The sequence below is a fragment of the Mesorhizobium sp. M7A.F.Ca.US.006.01.1.1 genome (genome assembly GCF_003997935.1).
In the GTDB taxonomy this organism is placed as follows: Bacteria; Pseudomonadota; Alphaproteobacteria; order Rhizobiales; family Rhizobiaceae; genus Mesorhizobium.
In genome coordinates this window covers 1-19,823 of sequence record NZ_RZQL01000073.1, presented here as the reverse complement: position 1 = coordinate 19,823, position 19,823 = coordinate 1, and the positions used below count along the sequence as shown (strand labels likewise).

General features: G+C 62.2%; 19 protein-coding genes and 1 pseudogene. 5 read left to right on the top strand and 15 right to left on the bottom strand.

Features of this window, described 5'->3' with window-relative positions; translation table 11 throughout:
* The first annotated feature begins 8 nt into the window (after nucleotides 1–8).
* Nucleotides 9–1,028, top strand: coding sequence for a class I SAM-dependent methyltransferase (locus EN943_RS14960; protein WP_127413170.1), 1,020 nt, complete (start codon nucleotides 9–11; stop codon nucleotides 1,026–1,028).
* A 74-nt stretch (nucleotides 1,029–1,102) separates the two neighbouring features.
* On the opposite strand, the gene EN943_RS14955 is transcribed toward EN943_RS14960, so the two are convergent.
* The 4 genes from EN943_RS14955 to fabA all read right to left on the bottom strand — a co-directional run bounded on the left by EN943_RS14955 (nucleotide 1,103) and on the right by fabA (nucleotide 5,467).
* Entirely contained in the window at nucleotides 1,103–2,647 is a 1,545-nt protein-coding gene (locus EN943_RS14955) for a bifunctional diguanylate cyclase/phosphodiesterase (protein WP_127413168.1), read from the bottom strand.
* Nucleotides 2,648–2,853: 206 nt separating this feature from the next.
* The gene (gene fabI, locus EN943_RS14950) at nucleotides 2,854–3,666 is read right to left on the bottom strand and encodes an enoyl-ACP reductase FabI (protein WP_127413167.1); all 813 of its coding nucleotides are present in this window, start codon (nucleotides 3,664–3,666) and stop codon (nucleotides 2,854–2,856) included.
* A 13-nt stretch (nucleotides 3,667–3,679) separates the two neighbouring features.
* Entirely contained in the window at nucleotides 3,680–4,900 is a 1,221-nt protein-coding gene (gene fabB, locus EN943_RS14945; protein ID WP_127413165.1) for a beta-ketoacyl-ACP synthase I, read from the bottom strand.
* A 51-nt stretch (nucleotides 4,901–4,951) separates the two neighbouring features.
* Complete coding sequence (gene fabA, locus EN943_RS14940; RefSeq protein ID WP_013527885.1) at nucleotides 4,952–5,467, bottom strand: 3-hydroxyacyl-[acyl-carrier-protein] dehydratase FabA; 516 nt, start codon at nucleotides 5,465–5,467, stop codon at nucleotides 4,952–4,954.
* Between the two features lie 242 nt (nucleotides 5,468–5,709).
* Here fabA and irrA point away from each other — a divergent pair, with 242 nt between their 5' ends.
* Together irrA and EN943_RS14930 are read left to right on the top strand one after the other, a co-directional pair.
* The gene (irrA, locus tag EN943_RS14935) at nucleotides 5,710–6,141 is read left to right on the top strand and encodes an iron response transcriptional regulator IrrA (RefSeq protein WP_024503471.1); all 432 of its coding nucleotides are present in this window, start codon (nucleotides 5,710–5,712) and stop codon (nucleotides 6,139–6,141) included.
* A gap of 46 nt (nucleotides 6,142–6,187) precedes the next feature.
* A complete protein-coding gene (locus EN943_RS14930; protein ID WP_127413163.1) occupies nucleotides 6,188–6,547 on the top strand; it encodes a DUF4260 domain-containing protein in 360 nt (119 codons plus the stop codon).
* Between the two features lie 53 nt (nucleotides 6,548–6,600).
* Here EN943_RS14930 and EN943_RS14925 read toward each other — a convergent pair whose 3' ends face one another.
* Nucleotides 6,601–7,161 carry an SH3 domain-containing protein gene (locus EN943_RS14925; RefSeq protein WP_127413162.1) on the bottom strand — a complete coding sequence of 187 codons (561 nt, stop codon included), beginning with the start codon at nucleotides 7,159–7,161 and terminating at the stop codon, nucleotides 6,601–6,603.
* 147 nt (nucleotides 7,162–7,308) lie between these two features.
* Between EN943_RS14925 and EN943_RS14920 the strand changes: the two genes are divergently transcribed.
* Nucleotides 7,309–8,310, top strand: a complete 1,002-nt coding sequence (locus tag EN943_RS14920; protein WP_127413160.1) for a D-glycerate dehydrogenase — start codon at nucleotides 7,309–7,311, stop codon at nucleotides 8,308–8,310.
* A gap of 47 nt (nucleotides 8,311–8,357) precedes the next feature.
* On the opposite strand, the gene EN943_RS14915 is transcribed toward EN943_RS14920, so the two are convergent.
* The 9 genes from EN943_RS14915 to EN943_RS14875 all read right to left on the bottom strand — a co-directional run bounded on the left by EN943_RS14915 (nucleotide 8,358) and on the right by EN943_RS14875 (nucleotide 18,190).
* The gene (locus tag EN943_RS14915; RefSeq protein ID WP_127413159.1) at nucleotides 8,358–8,846 is read right to left on the bottom strand and encodes a GNAT family N-acetyltransferase; all 489 of its coding nucleotides are present in this window, start codon (nucleotides 8,844–8,846) and stop codon (nucleotides 8,358–8,360) included.
* A gap of 4 nt (nucleotides 8,847–8,850) precedes the next feature.
* Nucleotides 8,851–9,606, bottom strand: a complete 756-nt coding sequence (locus EN943_RS14910; protein ID WP_127413157.1) for a molybdopterin-synthase adenylyltransferase MoeB — start codon at nucleotides 9,604–9,606, stop codon at nucleotides 8,851–8,853.
* Between the two features lie 31 nt (nucleotides 9,607–9,637).
* Complete coding sequence (recF, locus tag EN943_RS14905) at nucleotides 9,638–10,783, bottom strand: DNA replication/repair protein RecF (protein ID WP_127413155.1); 1,146 nt, start codon at nucleotides 10,781–10,783, stop codon at nucleotides 9,638–9,640.
* 208 nt (nucleotides 10,784–10,991) lie between these two features.
* Nucleotides 10,992–12,110, bottom strand: a complete 1,119-nt coding sequence (dnaN, locus tag EN943_RS14900) for a DNA polymerase III subunit beta (RefSeq protein ID WP_023811387.1) — start codon at nucleotides 12,108–12,110, stop codon at nucleotides 10,992–10,994.
* Between the two features lie 304 nt (nucleotides 12,111–12,414).
* Entirely contained in the window at nucleotides 12,415–13,890 is a 1,476-nt protein-coding gene (dnaA, locus tag EN943_RS14895) for a chromosomal replication initiator protein DnaA (RefSeq protein WP_245475858.1), read from the bottom strand.
* Between the two features lie 924 nt (nucleotides 13,891–14,814).
* Nucleotides 14,815–15,081 (bottom strand): 30S ribosomal protein S20, encoded by a 267-nt coding sequence (gene rpsT / locus EN943_RS14890; RefSeq protein WP_013533694.1) that lies wholly within the window; start codon nucleotides 15,079–15,081, stop codon nucleotides 14,815–14,817.
* Nucleotides 15,082–15,263: 182 nt separating this feature from the next.
* Complete coding sequence (locus tag EN943_RS14885) at nucleotides 15,264–16,037, bottom strand: enoyl-CoA hydratase (protein WP_127413151.1); 774 nt, start codon at nucleotides 16,035–16,037, stop codon at nucleotides 15,264–15,266.
* A gap of 31 nt (nucleotides 16,038–16,068) precedes the next feature.
* The gene (gene mutM, locus EN943_RS14880) at nucleotides 16,069–16,956 is read right to left on the bottom strand and encodes a bifunctional DNA-formamidopyrimidine glycosylase/DNA-(apurinic or apyrimidinic site) lyase (protein WP_127413150.1); all 888 of its coding nucleotides are present in this window, start codon (nucleotides 16,954–16,956) and stop codon (nucleotides 16,069–16,071) included.
* Complete coding sequence (locus EN943_RS14875) at nucleotides 16,949–18,190, bottom strand: phosphopentomutase (RefSeq protein ID WP_127413148.1); 1,242 nt, start codon at nucleotides 18,188–18,190, stop codon at nucleotides 16,949–16,951. Before EN943_RS14875 ends, mutM begins: the two co-directional genes overlap by 8 nt.
* Nucleotides 18,191–18,497: 307 nt before the next feature.
* Between EN943_RS14875 and EN943_RS14870 the strand changes: the two genes are divergently transcribed.
* Nucleotides 18,498–19,418, top strand: coding sequence for a PhnD/SsuA/transferrin family substrate-binding protein (locus EN943_RS14870; protein ID WP_164778203.1), 921 nt, complete (start codon nucleotides 18,498–18,500; stop codon nucleotides 19,416–19,418).
* 36 nt (nucleotides 19,419–19,454) lie between these two features.
* On the opposite strand, the pseudogene EN943_RS14865 reads toward EN943_RS14870, so the two are convergent.
* Nucleotides 19,455–19,823: pseudogene (locus EN943_RS14865) on the bottom strand (pilus assembly protein); the annotation flags it as partial.

Genomic DNA, 19,823 nt, shown 5'->3' with positions numbered 1-19,823 from the left:
ATCGAACAATGTCCGCCGAGCCGTTGAAGACGCTTTTCCATCCCTTCGAGGCGGAGGCTGTTCCTCTGCCGGGAAGGGGCACGCGCGCCCTGTTTCTCGGCGCTGAGCCGGGTTTTCGCTTGCCTGAAGGCATTGAGGCGACACTTCACCTCGTGCAGGGCTTCCGGCCGCATTTTAACGCGCTGAAGGCGTCTGGCTTCGTCGTCACCGCGCAAGTGGAAGGCGATGGCTTCGATATGGCATTTGTGCTTGCCGGCCGGCATCGCGGCGTGAACGAAGTGCGCCTCGCGCAGGCGCTTGAGCGCGTGGCGCCGGGCGGCCTGATCGTCATTGCCGGCGGCAAGGACGATGGCATTGCCAGCCTGCGCAAGCGCGTTGACGAGCTTGTGCCGCTTGAAGACCATTTGCCCAAATATCACGGCATTGCCTTCTGGTTGCGACGTCCCGCCGATCTGGCCGCCGCGGAAGAATTGCGCGCTGCCAATCCCGCTCTGCTGGTTGAAAGCCGGTTCCACACCGCGCCCGGCATGTTTTCCTTCGACCGGATCGATACCGGCTCGAAATTGCTGGTCGAGAATTTGCCCAATGATCTGCGTGGCAACATTGCCGATTTCTGCGCCGGCTGGGGCTATGTGGCTGCCGAGATCGCCGCCCGCTCCCCCGGCGTTCAGGCGCTCGACCTCTATGAGGCCGATTTCGCCGCGCTCGAAGCCGCGAAGCTCAATCTGGCAGGGGTCACCCAGTCGATCGCCAGGAATTTCTTCTGGATCGATCTGCTGAAGGAACCAGTCGAGAAGCGCTACGACGCGATTGCCATGAACCCGCCCTTTCACCGCAGCCGGGCGGCCGAGCCGGAGATCGGCGCCGGCATGATCCGCGCGGCGGCCAAGGCCTTGAAGCCGGGTGGGCGGCTGTTCATGGTCGCCAACCGGCAGCTTCCCTACGAACCGGTGCTGTCGGCTGCCTTTTCGAGCCATGTCGAACTCGCCCGCGACGGCATGTTCAAGGTGCTTTCCGCTCGTCGTTGAAGCATGATCCCGAAAAGTGGATACCGGTTTTCGGAAAAGATCATGCTCAGACGAAAACAGACATCGCGTCGCACTCAATGCAGATTGGCGACGCGCCGGACCTCATCGGTGACATGCACGTCGCCGACCCTGATCTTTAGGGGGGCGGGCCTGCCGTAAAGATAGCCTTGCACCACCTCGCAGCCGGCCGCCCTGAGCAGCGTCGCCTGGCTTTCGGTCTCGACGCCTTCGGCAATGATGCTGACGCCGAGCGCGCGCGAAAGCCCGACGATGGTCGAGACGACAGCGCCGGAGCTGGAATCGGTGTCGAGGCGGCTGACGAAGGACCGGTCGATCTTCAGCTTGCCGAATGAGAAATCGATCAGGTAGCTCAAATTGGAATAGCCGGTACCGAAATCGTCGACGGCGACCGAGATGCCCATATCCGCAAGCTCCTTCAGGATGGCGGCGGCGCGGTCGCGATCCTGCATCATCGCCGTCTCGGTCACTTCCAGCTCCAGCCGCGACGGCTTGATGCCGGTGCTCGTCATGGTGTCGCGCACGATGCCGACAAAGTCCTTGGTCATGAACTGCACGGGCGAGATGTTGACGGCGACGAAGCAGTCGTCGGGCAGATGCCGGGCGTCGCTGCAGGCTTTGCGCAGCACCCATTCGCCGATCGGGCCGATCATGCCGGTTTCCTCGGCGATCGGAATGAACTCCATCGGCGGGATCATGCCGCGTTCCGGATGCCGCCAGCGGATCAACGCTTCGTAGCCGACGATGCGGCCGGTCGGGAGATCCAGCTGCGGCTGGTAATGAAGATCGAAGTCACCGCGCTCGAAGGCTGTATTCAGTTCGGATTCGATCCATTGGCGATGGTCGGCGACCCTGCCCATTTCGGCATGGAAGACCGACCAGTTGCCGACGCCGCTGGCGCGCGCGTTCTGCAGCGCCAGATTGGAGCGGCGCAGGATGAGGACGGGATCGACGCCGTCCTTTGGCATCGCCACGATGCCGACCGACAGGCTGACCGATTGCAGGTGCTTACCGAGATCATAGGGCTCCATCATCTCGTCGATGAGCCTCTCTATGGTGCTTTCCAAGGACCCTGAAACCTGGTTGTCAGGGAGCAGGATCGCGAATTCACCGGCGCCGATGCGTCCGATCAGCGCGCGCGGCGGCACGCACGTCTTCAAGCGCTTGGTGAAGGCGCGGATCAGCTCGTCGCCCTGGCTGTAGCCGATGGCGTCGTTGATCTGTTTGAACCGGTCGATGTCGATATCGATGAGGAACATCGGCTCGCCGGTCCGGCTGGTCGCGCATGCCGCCTCGGCAATCTTGCCGACCATCGCCGCGCGTGCCACCAGGCCAGTCAGCTTGTCGAAATGGGTTTCCGTGAAGACGAAATCCGCCGATTCATCGACGCCGGCGAAGAACGACATCGCGGCGACCGACGCCGCCAGTGCGCAAAGAGCGGCCATCACCGAGACCATCATGTCCGCGGAGATGCCGGCAAAGCCATCGCCGAGACCGAGCTTCAGGCCCCAGAGCCCGAGGACGAAACTGCCGAGACCCGAACTCGCTATGGTGAGCAGTCGGAACACCGGTGTTCGCTTCGGGTTGCTGACGGCGAGCATTGAAAGTTCCCCTGAGTACGGGACTTTCTAGCGGATATCTCCTTAAAATGAGTTTCCGCGAATGAATCCAATTTTATTGGACCGAAAGTATTTCTTGAGCGGATCAATGCGCCCAGCGCTGAAACGGATTCAGTTGGCGCGCTTTAAGCTTCGTGTCTTCAAATGTCGCCGTTTCAAAACCGCCGCGCACCTTTGGGCGACAGGCGTTAGTCTCGTCCGCCGTCGGTTTGCTTCAATTCGTCGAGCGTCGGCATGGAAACGATGTGATAGCCGGAATCGACATAGTGGATTTCGCCGGTAACCCCGGAAGACAGATCCGACAACAGATAAAGTGCCGAGCCGCCGACCTCGTCGATGGTCACCGTGCGGCGCAGTGGCGAGTTTCGCTGCTGGTAGGAGAACATGTGGCGCGCGTCGGAAATGCCGGCGCCGGCGAGCGTGCGCACGGGTCCAGCCGAAATGCCGTTCACCCTGATGCCGCGCGGACCGTAATCGTTGGCGAGGTAGCGCACACTGGCCTCCAGTCCGGCCTTGGCGACGCCCATGACATTGTAGTTCGGCATGACGCGGACCGAGCCCGCATAGGTCAGCGTGATCATCGATCCGCCGTCTTTCATCAAGGCGGCGGCATGGCGGGCGACCTCGGTGAAGGAGTAGCAGGAGATCACCATGGTGCGGACGAAATTGTCCCGGCTGGTGTCGGCGTAGAGGCCTTTCAACTCGTTCTTGTCGGAAAAGCCGATGGCATGGACGATGAAATCCAGCCCGCCCCATTCCTTACGCAGGGTCTCGAACGTGGCGGCGACCGAGGCACTGTCCTCGACGTCGCACGGCACGACCAGCGAGGCGCCGAGCTTGTCGGCCAGCGGCTTGACCCGGCGCCCGAAGGCGTCGCCCTGATAGGTGAAGGCGAGTTCCGCCCCATGTTCGGATAATTTTCGGGCGATGCCCCAGGCGATCGAATGATCGTTGGCGACACCCATGACAAGCCCGCGCTTGCCCTTCATCAATCCGTCCATGGCCGGCAAATCCTTATGCGGAATAGCGCTGGAAAACGAGCGTGGCGTTGGTGCCGCCGAAGCCGAACGAATTGGACAGGACAGTGTCGATCCTGGCGTCGTCGATACGCTTTCGAACGATCGGCATACCCTCGAATTCGGGGTCGAGGGTCTCGATATGGGCGCTTTCGCCGATGAAGCCGCCCTGCATCATCAGGATCGAATAGATGGATTCCTGCACGCCGGCCGCGCCCAGCGAATGGCCGGTCAGCGACTTCGTCGAGGTGATATACGGCATCTCTGAGCCGAACACCTCGCGGATCGCGCCCATTTCCTTGGAATCGCCCACCGGCGTCGAGGTGCCATGGGTGTTGATGTAGTCGACCGGCGTGGAAACCGTGGCCAGCGCCTGGCGCATGCAGCGGACCGCGCCTTCGCCTGAAGGAGCAACCATGTCGTGGCCATCCGACGTCGCGCCATAGCCGACGATCTCGGCATAGATCTTGGCGCCGCGCGCCTTGGCATGCTCAAGCTCTTCCAGCACCAGCACACCGGCGCCGCCGGCAATGACGAAGCCGTCGCGATTGGCGTCATAGGCACGGGAGGCGGTCGATGCCTTGTCGTTGAATTTCGACGACATGGCGCCCATGGCGTCGAACAGGTCCGACATCGTCCAGTCGAGGTCCTCGTGGCCGCCGGCGAAGACGATGTCCTGCTTGCCCCACTGGATCAATTCATAGCCATTGCCGATGCAATGCGCCGAGGTCGAACATGCCGACGAGATCGAGTAGTTGACGCCGTGGATCTTGAACCATGTCGCAAGCGTCGCCGATGCGGTCGACGACATTGCCTTCGGCACCGCGAACGGACCGATGCGCTTTGGACTGCCGTTCTTCAGCGTCGTTTCGGCCGCCTCGACGATGGTACGGGTGGATGGTCCGCCCGATCCCATGACGATGCCGGTGCGCTCATTGGTGATGTCGCTCTCGCCGAGGCCCGCATCCGCGATCGCCTGGTCCATGGCGACATGGTTCCAGGCAGCACCCTGGCTCAGGAAGCGCATCGCACGGCGATCGATCATCGCCGATGGATCGAGCGTCGGCGCTCCCCATACCTGGCAACGGAAGCCGTGTTCGGCGAAGGAATCCGAGAAACTGATGCCGGATCTGGCGTCATGCAGCGAGGCTTGCACCTCGTTGGCATTGTTGCCGATCGACGACACGATGCCGAGGCCTGTGACTACGACACGTCTCATTCGCAACTCCTTCCAGGGATGCTGGCCAGGGGGGCAGGCCAGGGATGCCGGTCAGCCAACCGCCGACTGCTTGGACAGACCGACTTTCAAATCCGTTGCCGCGTATATGGGTTCGCCATCCGCCTTCAGCCAGCCATCGGCGATGCCGAGCACCAGCCGGCCCCGCATCACACGCTTGAAGTCGATGCCATATTCGACCTTCTTCACCGAGGGCGTGACCATGCCCTTGAATTTCACTTCACCGGTCGACAGCGCCATTCCCTTGCCGGGTTCGCCCAGCCAGCCAAGATAGAAGCCCGTCAATTGCCACATGGCGTCGAGGCCGAGGCACCCCGGCATGATCGGATTGCCGATGAAATGGCAGGCAAAGAACCACAGGTCCGGCTTGATGTCGAACTCCGCGCGGATGAAACCCTTCTCGAAGGCGCCGCCGGTCTCGCTGATCTCGGTGATGCGGTCGAACATCAGCATCGGCGGATAGGGAAGCTGCGCATTGCCCGGTCCGAACAGTTCGCCGCGGGCGCAGGCCAGCAATTCGTCGTATTCGTAGCTGGATTTACCCGCCATCAATCTCATCCCATATCGTTCCGGGCTATCGGGTGCCCTGGTCGTTGGTTTCCTAACACAATCTGTTTCAGGCCGGAAACCGGCGTTTGCGCTTAGCCTGCTCGTCTGCCTGGGTCAATGCGCGCTATTGATCGCATTCGGACGACAGAATATATGTCCTGAGAGGTCCGGTTTCGGCAGACGTTCATTTTTTTGCCATTCTGGGCGTGTCTTGGGGCGGAACTGTGGGGTTCGACGAGAAGATGGACCTGGACGGCCGGAAGGAAAATGTCGCTGTGGACAAGCGGGTTCGTGAAGCCGGCCTGAGGCCGACGCGTCAGCGCATTGCGCTGGCCGACCTGCTTTTCGCCAAGGGCGACCGTCATCTGTCGGCCGAGGAACTGCACGAGGAGGCGGTCGCCGCCGGCGTGCCGGTATCGCTGGCCACAGTCTACAACGCCCTTCACCAGTTTACCCAGGCGGGACTTTTGCGCATCCTCGCCGTCGAGGGCGCGAAGACCTATTTCGACACCAACACCTCCGACCACCACCATTTCTACATCGAAGGCGAAAACCGCATATTCGACATCGACAGCGGTCCGGTGACGGTTGCCAACCTGCCGGAGCCTCCCGAAGGGATGGAGATCGCCAATGTCGATATCGTCGTGAGGCTGCGCCCGAAACGCCGCGAATGACCGGCGAGGCCGGAATGATCGGCCAAGCCAGAATCTTCGGCCAGGGATGAAACGCCTCGATCTCGTCATCCGGCTTGAATGGGCAATCATGGGGGTGGCTGCCGTTGTTTTCTACGGCTCAACCGGTATGCCCTGGTGGCTCTTTGGATTGCTTATCCTGGCGCCGGACCTGTCGATATCTGGCTATCTGGCGGGTCCACGCGTCGGTGCCCTTGCCTACAACGCCTCGCACATCCTGATCGTGCCCGTGCTGCTGCTGCTCGGCGGGCGCATGTGGGTCAATGCGGCCGCGATGGCGGTTGCGCTGATATGGATCGCTCACATCGCCATCGACCGTGCGCTGGGCTACGGCCTGAAGCTGTCGACCGGCTTTCAGGACACCCATCTCGGCCGCATCGGTCACTAGACCAAGACCGCGAACCCTTGGTCCGGAAAGATCGCGGTCAGCAGGTGAAAGAATCAGTCCTTGACCCGTTCACCGGGATAGGCGCCCCAGACGACCGACTGGGCAAGCCAGCCGGTGTGGCCGTCGAACGTCATTTCGCACCACTGGCCGTCGCAGGATTTGATCGTGCCCATGACGCCAGGCTCGACCATCGCGACCACCCTTGCGTCCTTGTCGGGGCTGTTGAGAAGGTTGACCTGCGAGCCCTTGCCGCGCTGCCATGGTGCGACGATTGCCGTGCGTCGGCCGGAAAGCAGCGACTGGTTGATCCAGCCTTCTGAACCGTCGGCATCGCGCACGCGGCGCCATGTGTCGAATTCCTGGATGATCTCCATCGGCAGGCCGGCCTTCATGTACATCCAGTCGACCGAGTAGTTGGCGCCGGGGCCGACGCGCGAGTTGACGCGGCCGGATTTCAGACTGACGAAGCGCGGCAGCGGCAGGCCGCTCGGCCCGAGCGTGACGACGCTCTGGGCGGGTGCTGCGGCACTCTGCGCGGCCACAAGCGGAGAATAAAGCAGCGCGCCGAGAAATGCTGCACTGAGGGTCAGGCGAAGCGACGCGAAACCAGACACTTTCGTTCCTTTCGGCGCTTGCTCATCGGCCTCGGCGCCCCTTTTTCTTTGTCTTCGGCGGCACCGCTTGTTACATGGAGTAATCGGCACCGCGACCGGCTTTCAGTTTCGCCGGTCTTGGTTAAAGAGGTCTCAACGAGGGAAACAATGGTAGGCAAAAAGAAGCCTCTCGTCGTCATCACGCGAAAGCTGCCCGACCCGGTCGAGACCCGGATGCGCGAATTGTTCGACGCAAGGTTGAATGTCGAGGACCGGCCGATGACGCAGCCGGAACTGGTTGCCGCGGTCAAGGAGGCCGACGTGCTGGTGCCGACGGTGACCGACCAGATCGACGCGGCGCTGATCGCCCAGGCCGGCGACAACCTCAAGCTGATCGCCAATTTCGGCAATGGCGTCGACAAGATCGATGTCGCGGCCGCGGCCAAGAGGGGCATCACCGTCACCAACACGCCGAATGTCCTGACCGAAGACACCGCCGACATGACCATGGCACTGATGCTGGCGGTGCCGCGGCGGCTGGCGGAAGGTGCCAATGTGCTCACCGGCGACAAGAAATGGGCCGGCTGGTCGCCGACCTGGATGCTTGGCCGGCGCATCTGGGGCAAGCGGCTCGGCATTGTCGGCATGGGCCGCATCGGCACTGCCGTCGCCAGGCGGGCCAAGGCCTTCGGACTGTCGATCCATTATCACAACCGCCACCGCGTGCTGCCGGCCGTGGAAGACGGGCTGGAGGCGACCTATTGGGAAAGCCTCGACCAGATGCTGGCCCGCATGGATATCATCTCGGTCAACTGTCCCTCGACACCGGCAACCTTCCATCTGCTTTCGGCGCGGCGGCTGGCGCTGCTGCAGCCCACCGCCTATGTCGTTAACACCGCGCGCGGCGACATCATCGACGAGGAAGCACTGGTCAAGCTGATCCAGGACGGCAAGATCGCCGGCGCCGGTCTTGACGTCTACGAGCACGAGCCGGCTTTGAACGGCAAGCTGCTGAAGCTCGCCGCCAAGAACAAGGTCGTGCTTTTGCCGCATATGGGCTCGGCGACGCTCGAGGGCCGTATCGACATGGGTGAAAAGGTCATCATCAATATCCGCGCCTTCGTCGACGGCCATCGCCCGCCAGACCGCGTGCTGCCACTCAGGACCTGACTCTGTCGCGGTGCAATAGCCGTGGCTCACAAATCGTAAGATAAGGCTTACGGAAGAGCCTTGCGCATGGTGATCGAGGTCGGCCTGGCGTAGCCGTCATGCGCCGTCCGTTCGGTTTCGCGAAAACCGAAGCGGGCAAAGGCTGCATGGTTTGCGGTCAACTCGATTCGCGTCTGAAGCTCGATGGCGAACTTGCCTCGGCTGCGGGCAAGGTCTTCGACCGCCTGTATCAGCCGCCGGCCAATGCCTTGCCCCTGGCAGTCCGGCGCCACGGCGAGCTTGCCGACATAGAACTCTGTCACCTTTTCAAGAGCAAAGACGCAGCCGACGATCCGGTCGCCCCTAATCGCCACGAAGCCGATCTCCCGCCGCGCCTTGTCCCGCAGAGTGCCGGCGGTCAAAAGGTGGGCCGAGGAGGGCGGGTCGATGACGCCGTCCATCGAGGCGAAGGCACGCATGATCAATGCGAGCACATCGTCCCAACGGTCGAAATCGGTCGGGATTCGCGTGATGGAGACAGCTTCGATCCGGTCCAAGAATTCAGCTTCTCTTGTAGCGGATGGTGTCGAAGCGCGCTGCCAGCCCGTCATAGAGCAGCAGCCGGCCGACCAGCGGTTCGCCGACGCCGGTGATCAGCTTGATCGCCTCCATGGCCTGCAGCGTGCCGACGACGCCGGTTAGCGCGCCAAGCACGCCGGCTTCGGCGCAGGACGGCACCAGCCCCGGCGGCGGCGCCTCGGGAAACAGATCGCGATAGCCTGGGTTGGGCTTGCCGTCCTTGCCGTCTTCGAATGGCTTCAGCACCGTTACCGAACCATCGAAGCGTCCGACGGCGGCATGCACCAGCGGCTTGCCTTCGCTCGCGCAGGCGTCGGCCACGGCATAGCGCGTTTCGAAATTGTCGGAACCGTCGACGACGATGTCATAGCGGGCGACGAGGGCGGGCGCATTGTCCGTGGTCAGCCGGATTGCGTGCGTTTCAACAATTGTATTGGGATTGATGCGAGCGATTGCAGCCTTGACGCTATCTGTTTTCAGCATGCCGACAGTGTCGGTACCGTGAATGACCTGGCGCTGCAGGTTGGACAGCGAAACGGTGTCGTCATCGATCACGCCGAGTGTGCCGACGCCGGCGGCGGCAAGGTATTCAAGCACCGGCGCGCCCAGCCCGCCGGCGCCGATGACCAGCACCCGGGCTTGTTTCAGCCTTTGCTGGCCGGCGCCGCCGATCTCCGGCAGCACGATGTGGCGGGCATAGCGTTCAATCTCGTCTGCGGTCAGGGCGGCAATGGTCATTGCCTGATCATACAGGGACGGAAAAACCTTGTCAGGGGTCTTCGGTTGGCCCAACCGTCCCATGGTCGACAGTCAGGAATTGCGCGCGTCCCTGGAGACTGGAAAACAGCGCAGCATCGGTTCCTGTCATGAACGCCTGGCAGTTCAGTTCCTCGAGGATGGAAAACAGCGCCGCGCGCCGCCGGCTGTCGAGATGCGCGGCGATCTCGTCGAGCAGCAGGATTGGCGTCATGCCCGACATTTCGCCGGTCAGCCTTGCGTGCGACAGCACGATGCCGACCAGCAGCGCCTTCTGCTCGCCGGTCGAGCAGAGTTCGGCCGGCATCGCCTTGGGGCGGTGTCGAACCACCAGATCCGAACGGTGCGGGCCGTCGAGGGTGCGCCCAGCGGCGCGATCGCGCTCGCGGCCCTCGGCAAGCGTCCGACGGAAGCGTTCCTCGACATCGACTGCCGGCGCGGCGGCGATTTCGGTTTCCAGGTCCCCCGAAAGGCCGATATCGGCCCGCGGAAATGGTCCCGTGTCGGGCAGCCTGTCGATCATGGCGGCGAGCAGGCGCACCATCTCGGCCCGCGCCGCGGCAATCGCCACGCCGGTTTCGGCCATCTGCGTCTCGATCGCGTCGAACCAGCGGTCGTCTCGGGAGCCTTCAGTAAGCAAGCGATTACGGCCACGCATCGCCTTCTCGTAGTCGATCGCACGTTGCCCGTGGCCGGGGTCGATCGCCAGCACCAGCCGATCGAGAAAGCGCCGGCGATCCGCGGCCGGTCCGGTGAACAACGCATCCATCGCAGGTGTCAGCCACACCACGCGCAGCCATTCCAGCATGTCCTCGGCCGAACGCGCCGAAGCTCCGTTGATGCGCACCCGCCTGCCGCCTTCGCCGGCGGTGTCACCGCCGGAAATGCCTGTTCCGATCTCGACCTGGCCGTCAGGTCCGTCGAGCCGGGCATGTAGCGCGAAGCCGCCGTCGCCGCCCTCGCGGGCGACATCAGCGTAGGGCGCGCGGCGCAAGCCACGCCCCGGTGTCAAAAAGGAGATCGCTTCGAGGAGATTGGTCTTGCCGGCGCCGTTGTCGCCGGAAAAAACCACGGCACCTGGCGCCAGATCGATCGTCAGCGCCGCATAGTTGCGGAAATTAGTAAGTGTTAGATTACTTATATGGTTCTGTGCTGGCAACCGCTATCCGCCTATAGAGCGCTCCATCGTTTCACGGAAACGCAGAACCGCTCTAGCTCTTTGTTTTGACGCAATTCCCTAGGGAAAGCGCTATGCGCTTTTCCCGGGAAAACCACTTCACACTTTTTCTGGAATTGCTCTGGAAGTTGCCGCAACCGTCATTCTTGCCGCCGTGCCGCTACAGGACCGAAGTGCTGACACCGCGCCGCTACACCCGCATCGGCATCAGCACATAGAGTGCGGTTTCGTCGGCCATGTCGTGGATCAGCGTCGGCGAACCGGCATCCGCCAGCATGAACTTGGCCTCCGTGCCGGTCAGCTGCGCGGCGACGTCGAGCAGGTACTTGGCGTTGAAGCCGATCTCGATCGGATCGGACGAATAGTCAGCGGACAGTTCTTCGGTGGCGCTACCTGAATCCGGATTGTTGACCGCAAGCGTCACCTGACCCTCGCTGATCGACAGCTTCACCGCGCGACCGCGTTCGGAAGATATGGTCGAGACGCGATCGACGGCGGCGGCAAAGCTCTGGCGGTCGATGATCAGCTTCTTGTCGTTGCCGGTCGGAATGACCCGCTGATAATCGGGGAAGGTGCCGTCGATCAGCTTCGAGGTCAAAACCACGCTGCCGATGGTGAAGCGGATTTTGGTGTCCGACAGTTCGGTGGTCACCGCAACATCCGGATCGTCGACAAGCTTCTGCAGTTCGCTCACCGTCTTGCGCGGAATGATGATGCCCGGCATGCCCTCGGAACCCGCCGGCGCGTCGATCTCGGCGCGCGCCAGGCGATGGCCGTCGGTCGCTACCGAGCGCAGCTTCAGCTTGCCGCCGACCTCGTGCGTGTGCAGGTAGATGCCGTTCAGGTAATAGCGTGTCTCCTCGGTGGAGATGGCGAACTGGGTCTTCTCGATCAGGCCTTTCAGGGCAACCGAGTCGAGGCGGAAGATATGGGAGAAGGATCCGGCCGAAAGCTCCGGGAAGTCGGATTGCGGCAGGCACTGAAGGCGGAAGCTCGAGCGGCCAGACGTCACCGTCATGGCGTTGCCGTCCTCGTCCGTCTTCAGCATCACCTCGGCGCCATCGGCGAGCTTGCGCACGATGTCGTAGAGCAGATGTGCCGGGACCGTCGTCGCCCCGCCGCGCTCCACCTTGGCGGGCGTCGCTTCGGTCACCTCGAGGTCGAGATCGGTTGCCTTCATTTCAAGGCTGGCGCCTTCGGCGCTGAGCAGCACGTTGGACAGGATCGGTATGGTGTTTCGCCGCTCGACCACACGGTGGACGTGGTTAAGCGACTTCAGGAGATTTGACCGTTCCAGGATAACACGCATGACGAAACAGGCTCGCTTGAATGAATGACGGGTCACCAGTGAGCGGCGTCCCGCGAAAGGTCTGAACAGGCTCAGAATCTGCGTAAACTGACAGGAAAAAACCAGCAAACGCAAGCCCGCGCCACCGGTTCAGGCCGGCTAGGCGGGCTTTCTGGGGATAACGCGCCCGAAGTCCGCGAGCCAGTGTCGTAAAACCGAAATCCAGATAGCTTCCAGGCGGCGCCACAAGCCTGATCCAGGCCCGGCGCCGCACTGGCAAGCCGTTGAATTCCGGTGTTGTTTCGGTTCGGCCATCCCCGGAGGATCAGGCCTGGTCGTTGATCAACCGCCTCAGAAGCTCAAGTTCCTGCGCCAGCGTGTTGTCGTTGCCGGAAAGGTCCTCGATCTTGCGCACGGCATGTAGCACCGTGGTGTGATCGCGGCCGCCGAAACGCCGTCCGATCTCGGGTAGCGAGCGCGGCGTCATTACCTTCGACAGGTACATGGCGACCTGCCGCGGCTTGACGATGGTGCGCGTGCGCCGGTTGGACAGCAATTCGGTCTTCGACACATTGTAGTGACGCGCCACGATGCGCTGGATGTCCTCGATACGGACACGCTTCGGCTCGCCGGTGCGATAGATGTGGCCGAGGATTTCGTCGATCCGGTCGATGGTGATCTGCGGCTCGAAGGATTGACGGAACAAAAGCTGATTGAAGGCGCCTTCCAGCTCGCGTCCGCTGCCGGTCACGGTGCGGGCGACGTGATTGAGGATCTCCTCCGAAATGTCGAGCGATGCGTCGTCGCTCCTGGCCGTGGCAAGGCGCAATTTGAGCATGCCGAGGCGCATGGCGAAATCGGGCGCCGACATTTCAAGCGCGACACCGCCATTGAGGCGCGAACGGACCCGCGGTTCGAGCGATTCCAGTTCCGATGGTGGCCGGTCGGCAGCGACGACGACCTGCTTGGCGCTGTCGAGCAGCATGTTGATCAGATGGCAGAATTCATGCTGGATCGACTTGCCCTGCAGGAACTGCATGTCGTCGATGATGAGCAGGTCGATGTCGCGCAGCTGTTCCTTGAGCGTCAGCGCGTTGTTGTCGCGGATCGCGGTGGCAAAGCGCCACATGAAATACTCGGCCGTGAGATAGACGACGCGCGACTTGGGGTTCTGCTTCAGCGATTCCGCGGCGATGGCCTGCAGCAAATGGGTCTTGCCGAGCCCGACGGTTGCGTGAAGGAAGAGCGGATTGAAGCGCACCGCGCTCGATTGCGATTCCGCCACTGCCTTGGCGGCGGCGAAGGCCACCCGGTTCGACGGTCCCTCGATGAAAGAGCCGAACGTGTAGCGCGGATCGAGCGGTGACCCCAGAACGTTGTGGCGGAATTCGCTCTCGATCGGTGTGCCCGGACGCGGAGTCGATGCGCGCTCCGCCCGGCTGGGGCTGACTGTGCCGGCGGCAAGCGCCGTCTGCGTCTGCCGTGTCACCTTGCTGCGTGCTGGAGTTACCTCTGGCTCGGCCTGGGCGCGTCCCTGACGGGTTGCCGTGCGCACGACGATGTCGATCTTGAGAAGATCGGGATCCTCCTGCTTCCACAGCTCGGAGATGAGGTCGAGATAATGGCCGTTGATCCATGAGCGCAGGAAGGCGGTAGGCACCGAGATGCGGACAATGCCCTTGGAAGCCTCGGCGACCTTCATGCGGCCAAACCAGCTCGAATAGACTTCGGTTCCTAGGCGCGCCTTCAACTGGGTCTTGACCCGGTCGAATTTCTGTTCCGCGTCGCTGGACACCGCCATGTCGTTTGCTCCGATCAAAGTTCCAGGAAATGGGAGATCGCCCGTAAGTTCCCTTTCGATGCCGCTCTGCATGATCTTTTCCTTGTCCTTCCGTACCTGTTTTTCACCGGGGATGCGCCTCCTGCATCCGGTTCCGGCGACCTAAGTCTTTGCTACGATGTCCGCTGCCGCCGCCGGCAGATGAACGTCGCCCATTATCCGTGGGAACCGGTGCCGGCCCATGGAAGCCAGTCCGCGTTGGGTATGTCAGGGCAATACAACACCGCCCGGCGAAAAGTGCGCCGGCGCGCCGTCTACCTGCCATGTCTAGTTACGCCAGTCCCCTACCGTATCGAAAAAGACAAACCAAACCGTCCGCGGACTTGATCCGCGTTGCAAATCCCGCCAATTTAAGCTGGCCGATTCAGGCTTGGGTTAAGAGCCAGAGCCCGTCCCTTTCGATAGATCGACACTACCGAAATCGCTGTGGATAGGGCAAGGCCACGTCTAACGGATTTTTAAGGAATCTGGTTAGTGGATGCGGGTTCGAGTGGCGTGCCGCGACGGCACATTTTAACAAAGCCATTGTGATTCAAACCCTTTTCCGGCGAATATGAAAAACCGGGCGCTGACAGAAATATTCTGAAATAATTCGCTTGACAGCGACTTCTCCCCGATCGGGCCAGTCCGGTGTGGACAAGCTGTGGATCACCATCTGTAAGTGTATGAAAAATATAAGCTATTTCTGACAGTTAAGAATCATTAAGCCGGCCCTTTTCAAGCATGCCGATCAACAGCAGGCATGCATATGCCGGCAAACTATTCCCTATAGTGAAATCCGCATAAGACGCCGTTTCCGGACATTCTTTTTAAGTGCTTGCCGGCAAACGAAAAAACCCGGCACAAACGGCCGGGTTCGAAGAACGTCAGTCTAGGCAAGTAATGTCAGGCCGACAGTACCTTGACCCGCTGAGCCAGTCGCGACACCTTGCGGGACGCCGTGTTCTTGTGGATCACGCCCTTGGTCGCGGCACGCATCAATTCCGGCTCCGCGATCTTGAAGGCAGCCTGTGCGGCAGCCTTGTCACCGGAGGCAAGCGCCTCTTCGACCTGGCGGATATAGGTGCGAACGCGCGAGCGGCGATTCTTATTGATCGCTGCGCGGCGGACGATCTTGCGCGTTGCCTTTTTGGCCGAGGATGTATTGGCCATGATGCCTCTCTTCTGATCTGGTCGGCGCATGCGGGATGCCGCAGGGCGCAAAAAACAAACGGGCAGCCACGGGGCCGCCTCGGTTGGTGCGGCTTATAGTTCAGCTTTTCCGGCGCGTCAACGCTGCCTGACCTTCTTTTTGGCGGCCAACAGTCATCTTCTTCGCAGCCAAGGGATTGGCGTCAGCGGTTGGTGAAATTCGGCTTCCGCTTCTCGGCAAAGGCCGCCATGCCTTCCTTCTGATCGTCCAATGCAAACAGCGAGTGAAACAGCCGGCGCTCGAACCGCAATCCCTCGGCAAGCGTCGTTTCGAAGGCGCGGTTGACAGCCTCCTTTGCCATCATCACCGATGGCAGCGAGAATGCGGCGATCTTGGCCGCGGCCTTCAGCGCCTCCTCGACAAGTTCGCCGGCAGGCACGACCCGCGACACCAGGCCAGAACGCTCGGCCTCGGCGGCATCCATCATGCGCCCGGTCAGGCACATGTCCATCGCCTTCGACTTGCCGACGAAGCGGGTCAGCCTTTGTGACCCGCCCATGCCTGGAATGACGCCGAGCGTGATCTCGGGCTGACCGAACTTGGCCGTATCGGCGGCGATGATGAAATCACACATCATCGCCAGTTCGCAGCCGCCGCCGAGTGCATAGCCCGCCACCGCCGCTATAATTGGCTTTCGCGCCCGCGTCAGTTCCTCCCAGCCGACGAAGAAGTCCTGGGCGTAGGCGTCCGCGTAGGAGATGGACTGCATCTCCTTGATGTCGGCGCCGGCGGCAAAAGCCTTTTCGGAGCCGGTGATGACCAGGGCGCCGATACCGGCATCGGCGCCGAAAGTGTTCACGGCTGCGACGAGTTCGGTCAGTATCTGGGAGTTCAGCGCGTTGAGCGCCTGCGGCCTGTTCAGCGTGATCAGTCCGACCTTGCCGTGCGTCTCGGTGATGATCGTCTCATAGGCCATGGCTGCTTCTCCTCGCTCGCGCTCGTCTAACTCACCGCTGACATGTCCGGCAATAGAAAGTCGATCGGCCGCTCTGCACGATCCGTTCGATATAGCCGCTGCAGCCGGATTTCGAGCAGGCCTCGCCCTCGCGGTCGTAGACGGCGAAGGCGTGCTGGAAATAACCCAGCGACCCATCGGTCTGTATATAGTCCCGCAGTGAGGAACCGCCGGCAGCAATCGCATCCGATATCACCGAACGAACGGCTTGCGCGAGGTGTTCGCTTTGAGCCTGGGCTTTCTTTCCGGGCCTGGCGATCGTGCCCGCCTCGCGCAGCGGCGACAGGCCGGCGCGCCACAGCGCCTCCGACACATAGATGTTGCCGAGACCGGCGATCAGCCTCTGGTCGAGAAGCGCTGCCTTCAGTGGTGATCGCCGCCCCTTCATCAATGAGGCAAGCAGCGCACCGTCCAATGTGTTGCCCGTTGGCTCGACACCGAGTCCAGCCAGCATCGGATGGATGTCCGGCCCTTCGGCAAACAACATGAAGCCGAAGCGGCGCGGATCATTGAAGATCACGCGTGATCGGGCGCCTGCCGGAGATACGACATGGAAGACGACGTGATCGTGATTGGAGCTCTTCGAGCGGTCGTGCCGGAAGATGCCGGGCATGTCGCTGCCATCGGCCGTCTCGATGCGGAATGAGCCCGACATGCCGAGATGGCAGATCAGCACGGGGCCGCCTTCAAGCTCCATCGTCAGATACTTGGCCCGGCGGCCGAGTGCCGTGATCGTCTTGCCGGTCAGTCGCTGCGCGAATTTCTCGGGAAATGGAAAGCGCAGATCCGGTCGGCGCGCCTCGACGCGGGCGATGGTGGCGCCTTCCAGAACCGGCTGAAGTCCGCGCCGGACGGTTTCGACCTCCGGCAATTCAGGCATGACCGCCGATCGCCGTATAGAAAGAAGTGCCGTAGCGTCCGGGCGCCAGCCCGAGATGCTCGGCCACGGTCTCGCCGATGTCGGCGAATGTCGTTCTCAGTCCGATGTCGCCGCCCTTGAGACCCGGTCCAGTGCCGATCACCGGAATGCGCTCGCGCGTGTGATCGGTCCCGCCCCAAGTAGGGTCGTTGCCGTGGTCGGCCGTCAGGATGAGAAGATCGCTCTGCCGCAGCCTTGCAAATGCCTCCGGCAGCCGCAGGTCGAAGGCCTCGAGCGCTGCAGCATAGCCCGCGACATCGCGGCGGTGACCGAATTCGGTGTCGAAGTCGACGAAATTGGCGAAGACGAGGTCACCGTCGGCGGCATCATCCATCGCACCCAGCGCCTCGTCGAACATCGCCATGTTGCCTGCCGCCTTGCGCACTTGCGAAATTCCGCGATGGGCGAAGATGTCGCCGATCTTGCCGACGGCGATGACACGGCTGCCACGCGCCGTCAGCCGGTCGAGCAGGGTCGGTTCCGGCGGCGGCACGGCGTAGTCATGACGGTTGTATGTCCGCTCGAAAGTGGCGGTGGTTTCGCCGACGAACGGCCGCGCGATCACCCGTCCGATCCTCAGCGGGTCAACCAGCCTGCGCACCACCTGGCAGAATTCATAAAGCCGATCGAGGCCGAAATGGACTTCATGCGCGGCGATTTGCAGGACCGAGTCGACCGACGTGTAGCAGATCGGCTTGCCGGTCCGGATGTGCTCCTCGCCGAAGCGCTCGATGATCTCGGTGCCCGGCGCATGGCAATTGCCGAGAATGCCCGGCACCTTGCCTTCGCGGATCATCGCCTCGGTCAGTTCGGCCGGAAAGGCGGGAACCGTATCCGGGAAATAGCCCCAGTCGAGGCGCACCGGCAGGCCGGCGATTTCCCAATGGCCCGACGGCGTGTCCTTGCCGCTCGAAACCTCCTGAGCAGCGCCGTGGAAGGCAGTGGTGAGCAGATCCGTCCCGCTGCTGGCAAAACCCAGTCCCGTCGCGGTTTCGGCGGCCTTGCCAAGGCCGAGCGAGGCCATGTGGGGGACAAACAGCGGTCCACTGCGAAGCCCTTCGCGATCCGCGCGGCCCTCTGCACAGGCTTCTGCGATGTGCGCGAATGTGTTGGCGCCGGCGTCGCCGTAGCGGTCGGCGTCGGCCGCTCCACCGATGCCGAAGGAGTCCAGGACGAAGAGGAAAGCGCGCGTCATCGAGTTGTTGCCAGTTTGAACGACCAGACATAGGGTTCCGCGACTTCATTGGCAATTCGGAAACCAAACGGCAACGGCTTGGCGTGATAGTCTGGTGCATGTCGCCCAAAAGTGCGCAGCGGTTTTGGGATAACGAGATGCACAAACAGAGATGCATGTCGCCCAAAAGTGCGTAGCGGTTTTGGGATAACGACATGCACAAACAGAGATGCATGTCGCCCAAAGGTGCGCAGCGGTTTTGGGCAACGACATGCACAAATGCACCGGGCATGGCATGGATCGAGGACAACAGACTGTGGTTCCTGTCATGAGGGTTGCGCTGAAGACTTATGCCGTTCTCATGCTGGCGCAGGTCGCGCTCTGGTCCAATCCGGCGCATGCTGACTGGCGCGATGATATCGGCACGTTTCGCATCGGCATCGTTGCCGAGCCAGGCGCCGGCAACTCCGTTCCGGGGCTGGCACTGTTGACCGACGCCTACACCAAGGCCTTGGGCATGAAGGTCGAGTTTGTCGTTGCCCGCAACTATGCCGCGCTGATCGAGGCGCAGGCCAACGCCCGCATCGAATATGCGATCTATTCGGCCACCGCCTATGCAACGGCCTCGCAGCGCTGCCTATGTATCGAACCGCTTGTCGCTCCGGTCGATTCAGACGACGCGATCGGCATCCGCTCCGTTCTGCTGACGCGGGACGGCAAGCTGCCCGACCTTGCGGCGATGGACAGCCATCGCATCGCCATGGCGCCTTCGGACAGCGTCGGCGGTTCTCTCTTGCCATTGGCGGCTTTGGCGGCCGAAGGCCACAAGATCGCGGAAGATGCACCGTTTCTGGTCCATGCCGATTCGGCCGCGGCGGCCGAGACGATGCTGGTCGACGGCAAGGCCGATGGCCTGTTCGGCTGGGTGACGGCCGCCGCCGACAGCCGGCCGGGAGCACCGGGCACGCAGGCGAGATTGGAGGCGGCAGGGCTCTCGGCAACGGCCCTTCGTGTCGTGTGGACGTCGGGTCTGCTGAGATATGGCCCGCACGCGGTCCGCAGCGATCTCGACCCCGAAGCCAAGCGCCGGCTCACCGTGTTCCTCACCAACCTCAAGTCGACGACGCCCGATATCTACGATCTTCTGGAGTCGAAGCATCCTGGCGGCTTCGCCACCGTGGCACCAAAAGACTACGAGATGGCCGCTGCTATCGTGCGCTTCGTTTCGGACCGTGGACAGCAGCAGTAGCTGGAGCGGCCTTGCGCCGCGCCTGGCTGCCTCTGTTCAACAGTCGCTGCAAGGGATCGTCACGCTTCTGCGGGGACGCAGAAAATAGGTTTCGCCCATGGTTATGTTGCTGAAAGCCGAGGTCAGCCCAAGCTTCTGTTGACTGCTCGCGCTCCACGCGATGACCGGCGTATAGCCGAGGTTGCTCTCGACGCGGATGAGAAAAGTGTTGGCGACTCTGAGCGGCGCCGGGACCGTTGTCGCGGTGGTGGCGGCGGCGCCAGGGCTGGCGACGCCGGCTACCAATTTGCGTGACCACACCACCAGTGCCTGCGTCGCATCGGCCGAGACCTGGATGGCCGTGATGGTGATGGTCGGTTTTGACCGGTTGTAGGGCTGAAGGGTGACGCTGCCGATCTGCATGAT

Excerpts from the sequence above, each read along its gene's own strand:
- mutM (WP_127413150.1), bottom strand. The coding sequence starts at position 16,956 with ATGCCTGAATTGCCGGAGGTCGAAACCGTCCGGCGCGGACTTCAGCCG.
- rpsT (WP_013533694.1), bottom strand. The coding sequence starts at position 15,081 with ATGGCCAATACATCCTCGGCCAAAAAGGCAACGCGCAAGATCGTCCGC.
- dnaA (WP_245475858.1), bottom strand. The coding sequence starts at position 13,890 with ATGGCGGTGTCCAGCGACGCGGAACAGAAATTCGACCGGGTCAAGACC.
- dnaN (WP_023811387.1), bottom strand. The coding sequence starts at position 12,110 with ATGCGTGTTATCCTGGAACGGTCAAATCTCCTGAAGTCGCTTAACCAC.
- EN943_RS14930 (WP_127413163.1), top strand. The coding sequence starts at position 6,188 with ATGAAACGCCTCGATCTCGTCATCCGGCTTGAATGGGCAATCATGGGG.
- fabI (WP_127413167.1), bottom strand. The coding sequence starts at position 3,666 with ATGGACGGATTGATGAAGGGCAAGCGCGGGCTTGTCATGGGTGTCGCC.
- EN943_RS14875 (WP_127413148.1), bottom strand. The coding sequence starts at position 18,190 with ATGACGCGCGCTTTCCTCTTCGTCCTGGACTCCTTCGGCATCGGTGGA.
- EN943_RS14960 (WP_127413170.1), top strand. The coding sequence starts at position 9 with ATGTCCGCCGAGCCGTTGAAGACGCTTTTCCATCCCTTCGAGGCGGAG.
- EN943_RS14870 (WP_164778203.1), top strand. The coding sequence starts at position 18,498 with ATGAGGGTTGCGCTGAAGACTTATGCCGTTCTCATGCTGGCGCAGGTC.
- EN943_RS14910 (WP_127413157.1), bottom strand. The coding sequence starts at position 9,606 with ATGACCATTGCCGCCCTGACCGCAGACGAGATTGAACGCTATGCCCGC.
- fabB (WP_127413165.1), bottom strand. The coding sequence starts at position 4,900 with ATGAGACGTGTCGTAGTCACAGGCCTCGGCATCGTGTCGTCGATCGGC.
- EN943_RS14955 (WP_127413168.1), bottom strand. The coding sequence starts at position 2,647 with ATGCTCGCCGTCAGCAACCCGAAGCGAACACCGGTGTTCCGACTGCTC.
- EN943_RS14885 (WP_127413151.1), bottom strand. The coding sequence starts at position 16,037 with ATGGCCTATGAGACGATCATCACCGAGACGCACGGCAAGGTCGGACTG.
- fabA (WP_013527885.1), bottom strand. The coding sequence starts at position 5,467 with ATGGCGGGTAAATCCAGCTACGAATACGACGAATTGCTGGCCTGCGCC.
- EN943_RS14920 (WP_127413160.1), top strand. The coding sequence starts at position 7,309 with ATGGTAGGCAAAAAGAAGCCTCTCGTCGTCATCACGCGAAAGCTGCCC.
- irrA (WP_024503471.1), top strand. The coding sequence starts at position 5,710 with ATGGACCTGGACGGCCGGAAGGAAAATGTCGCTGTGGACAAGCGGGTT.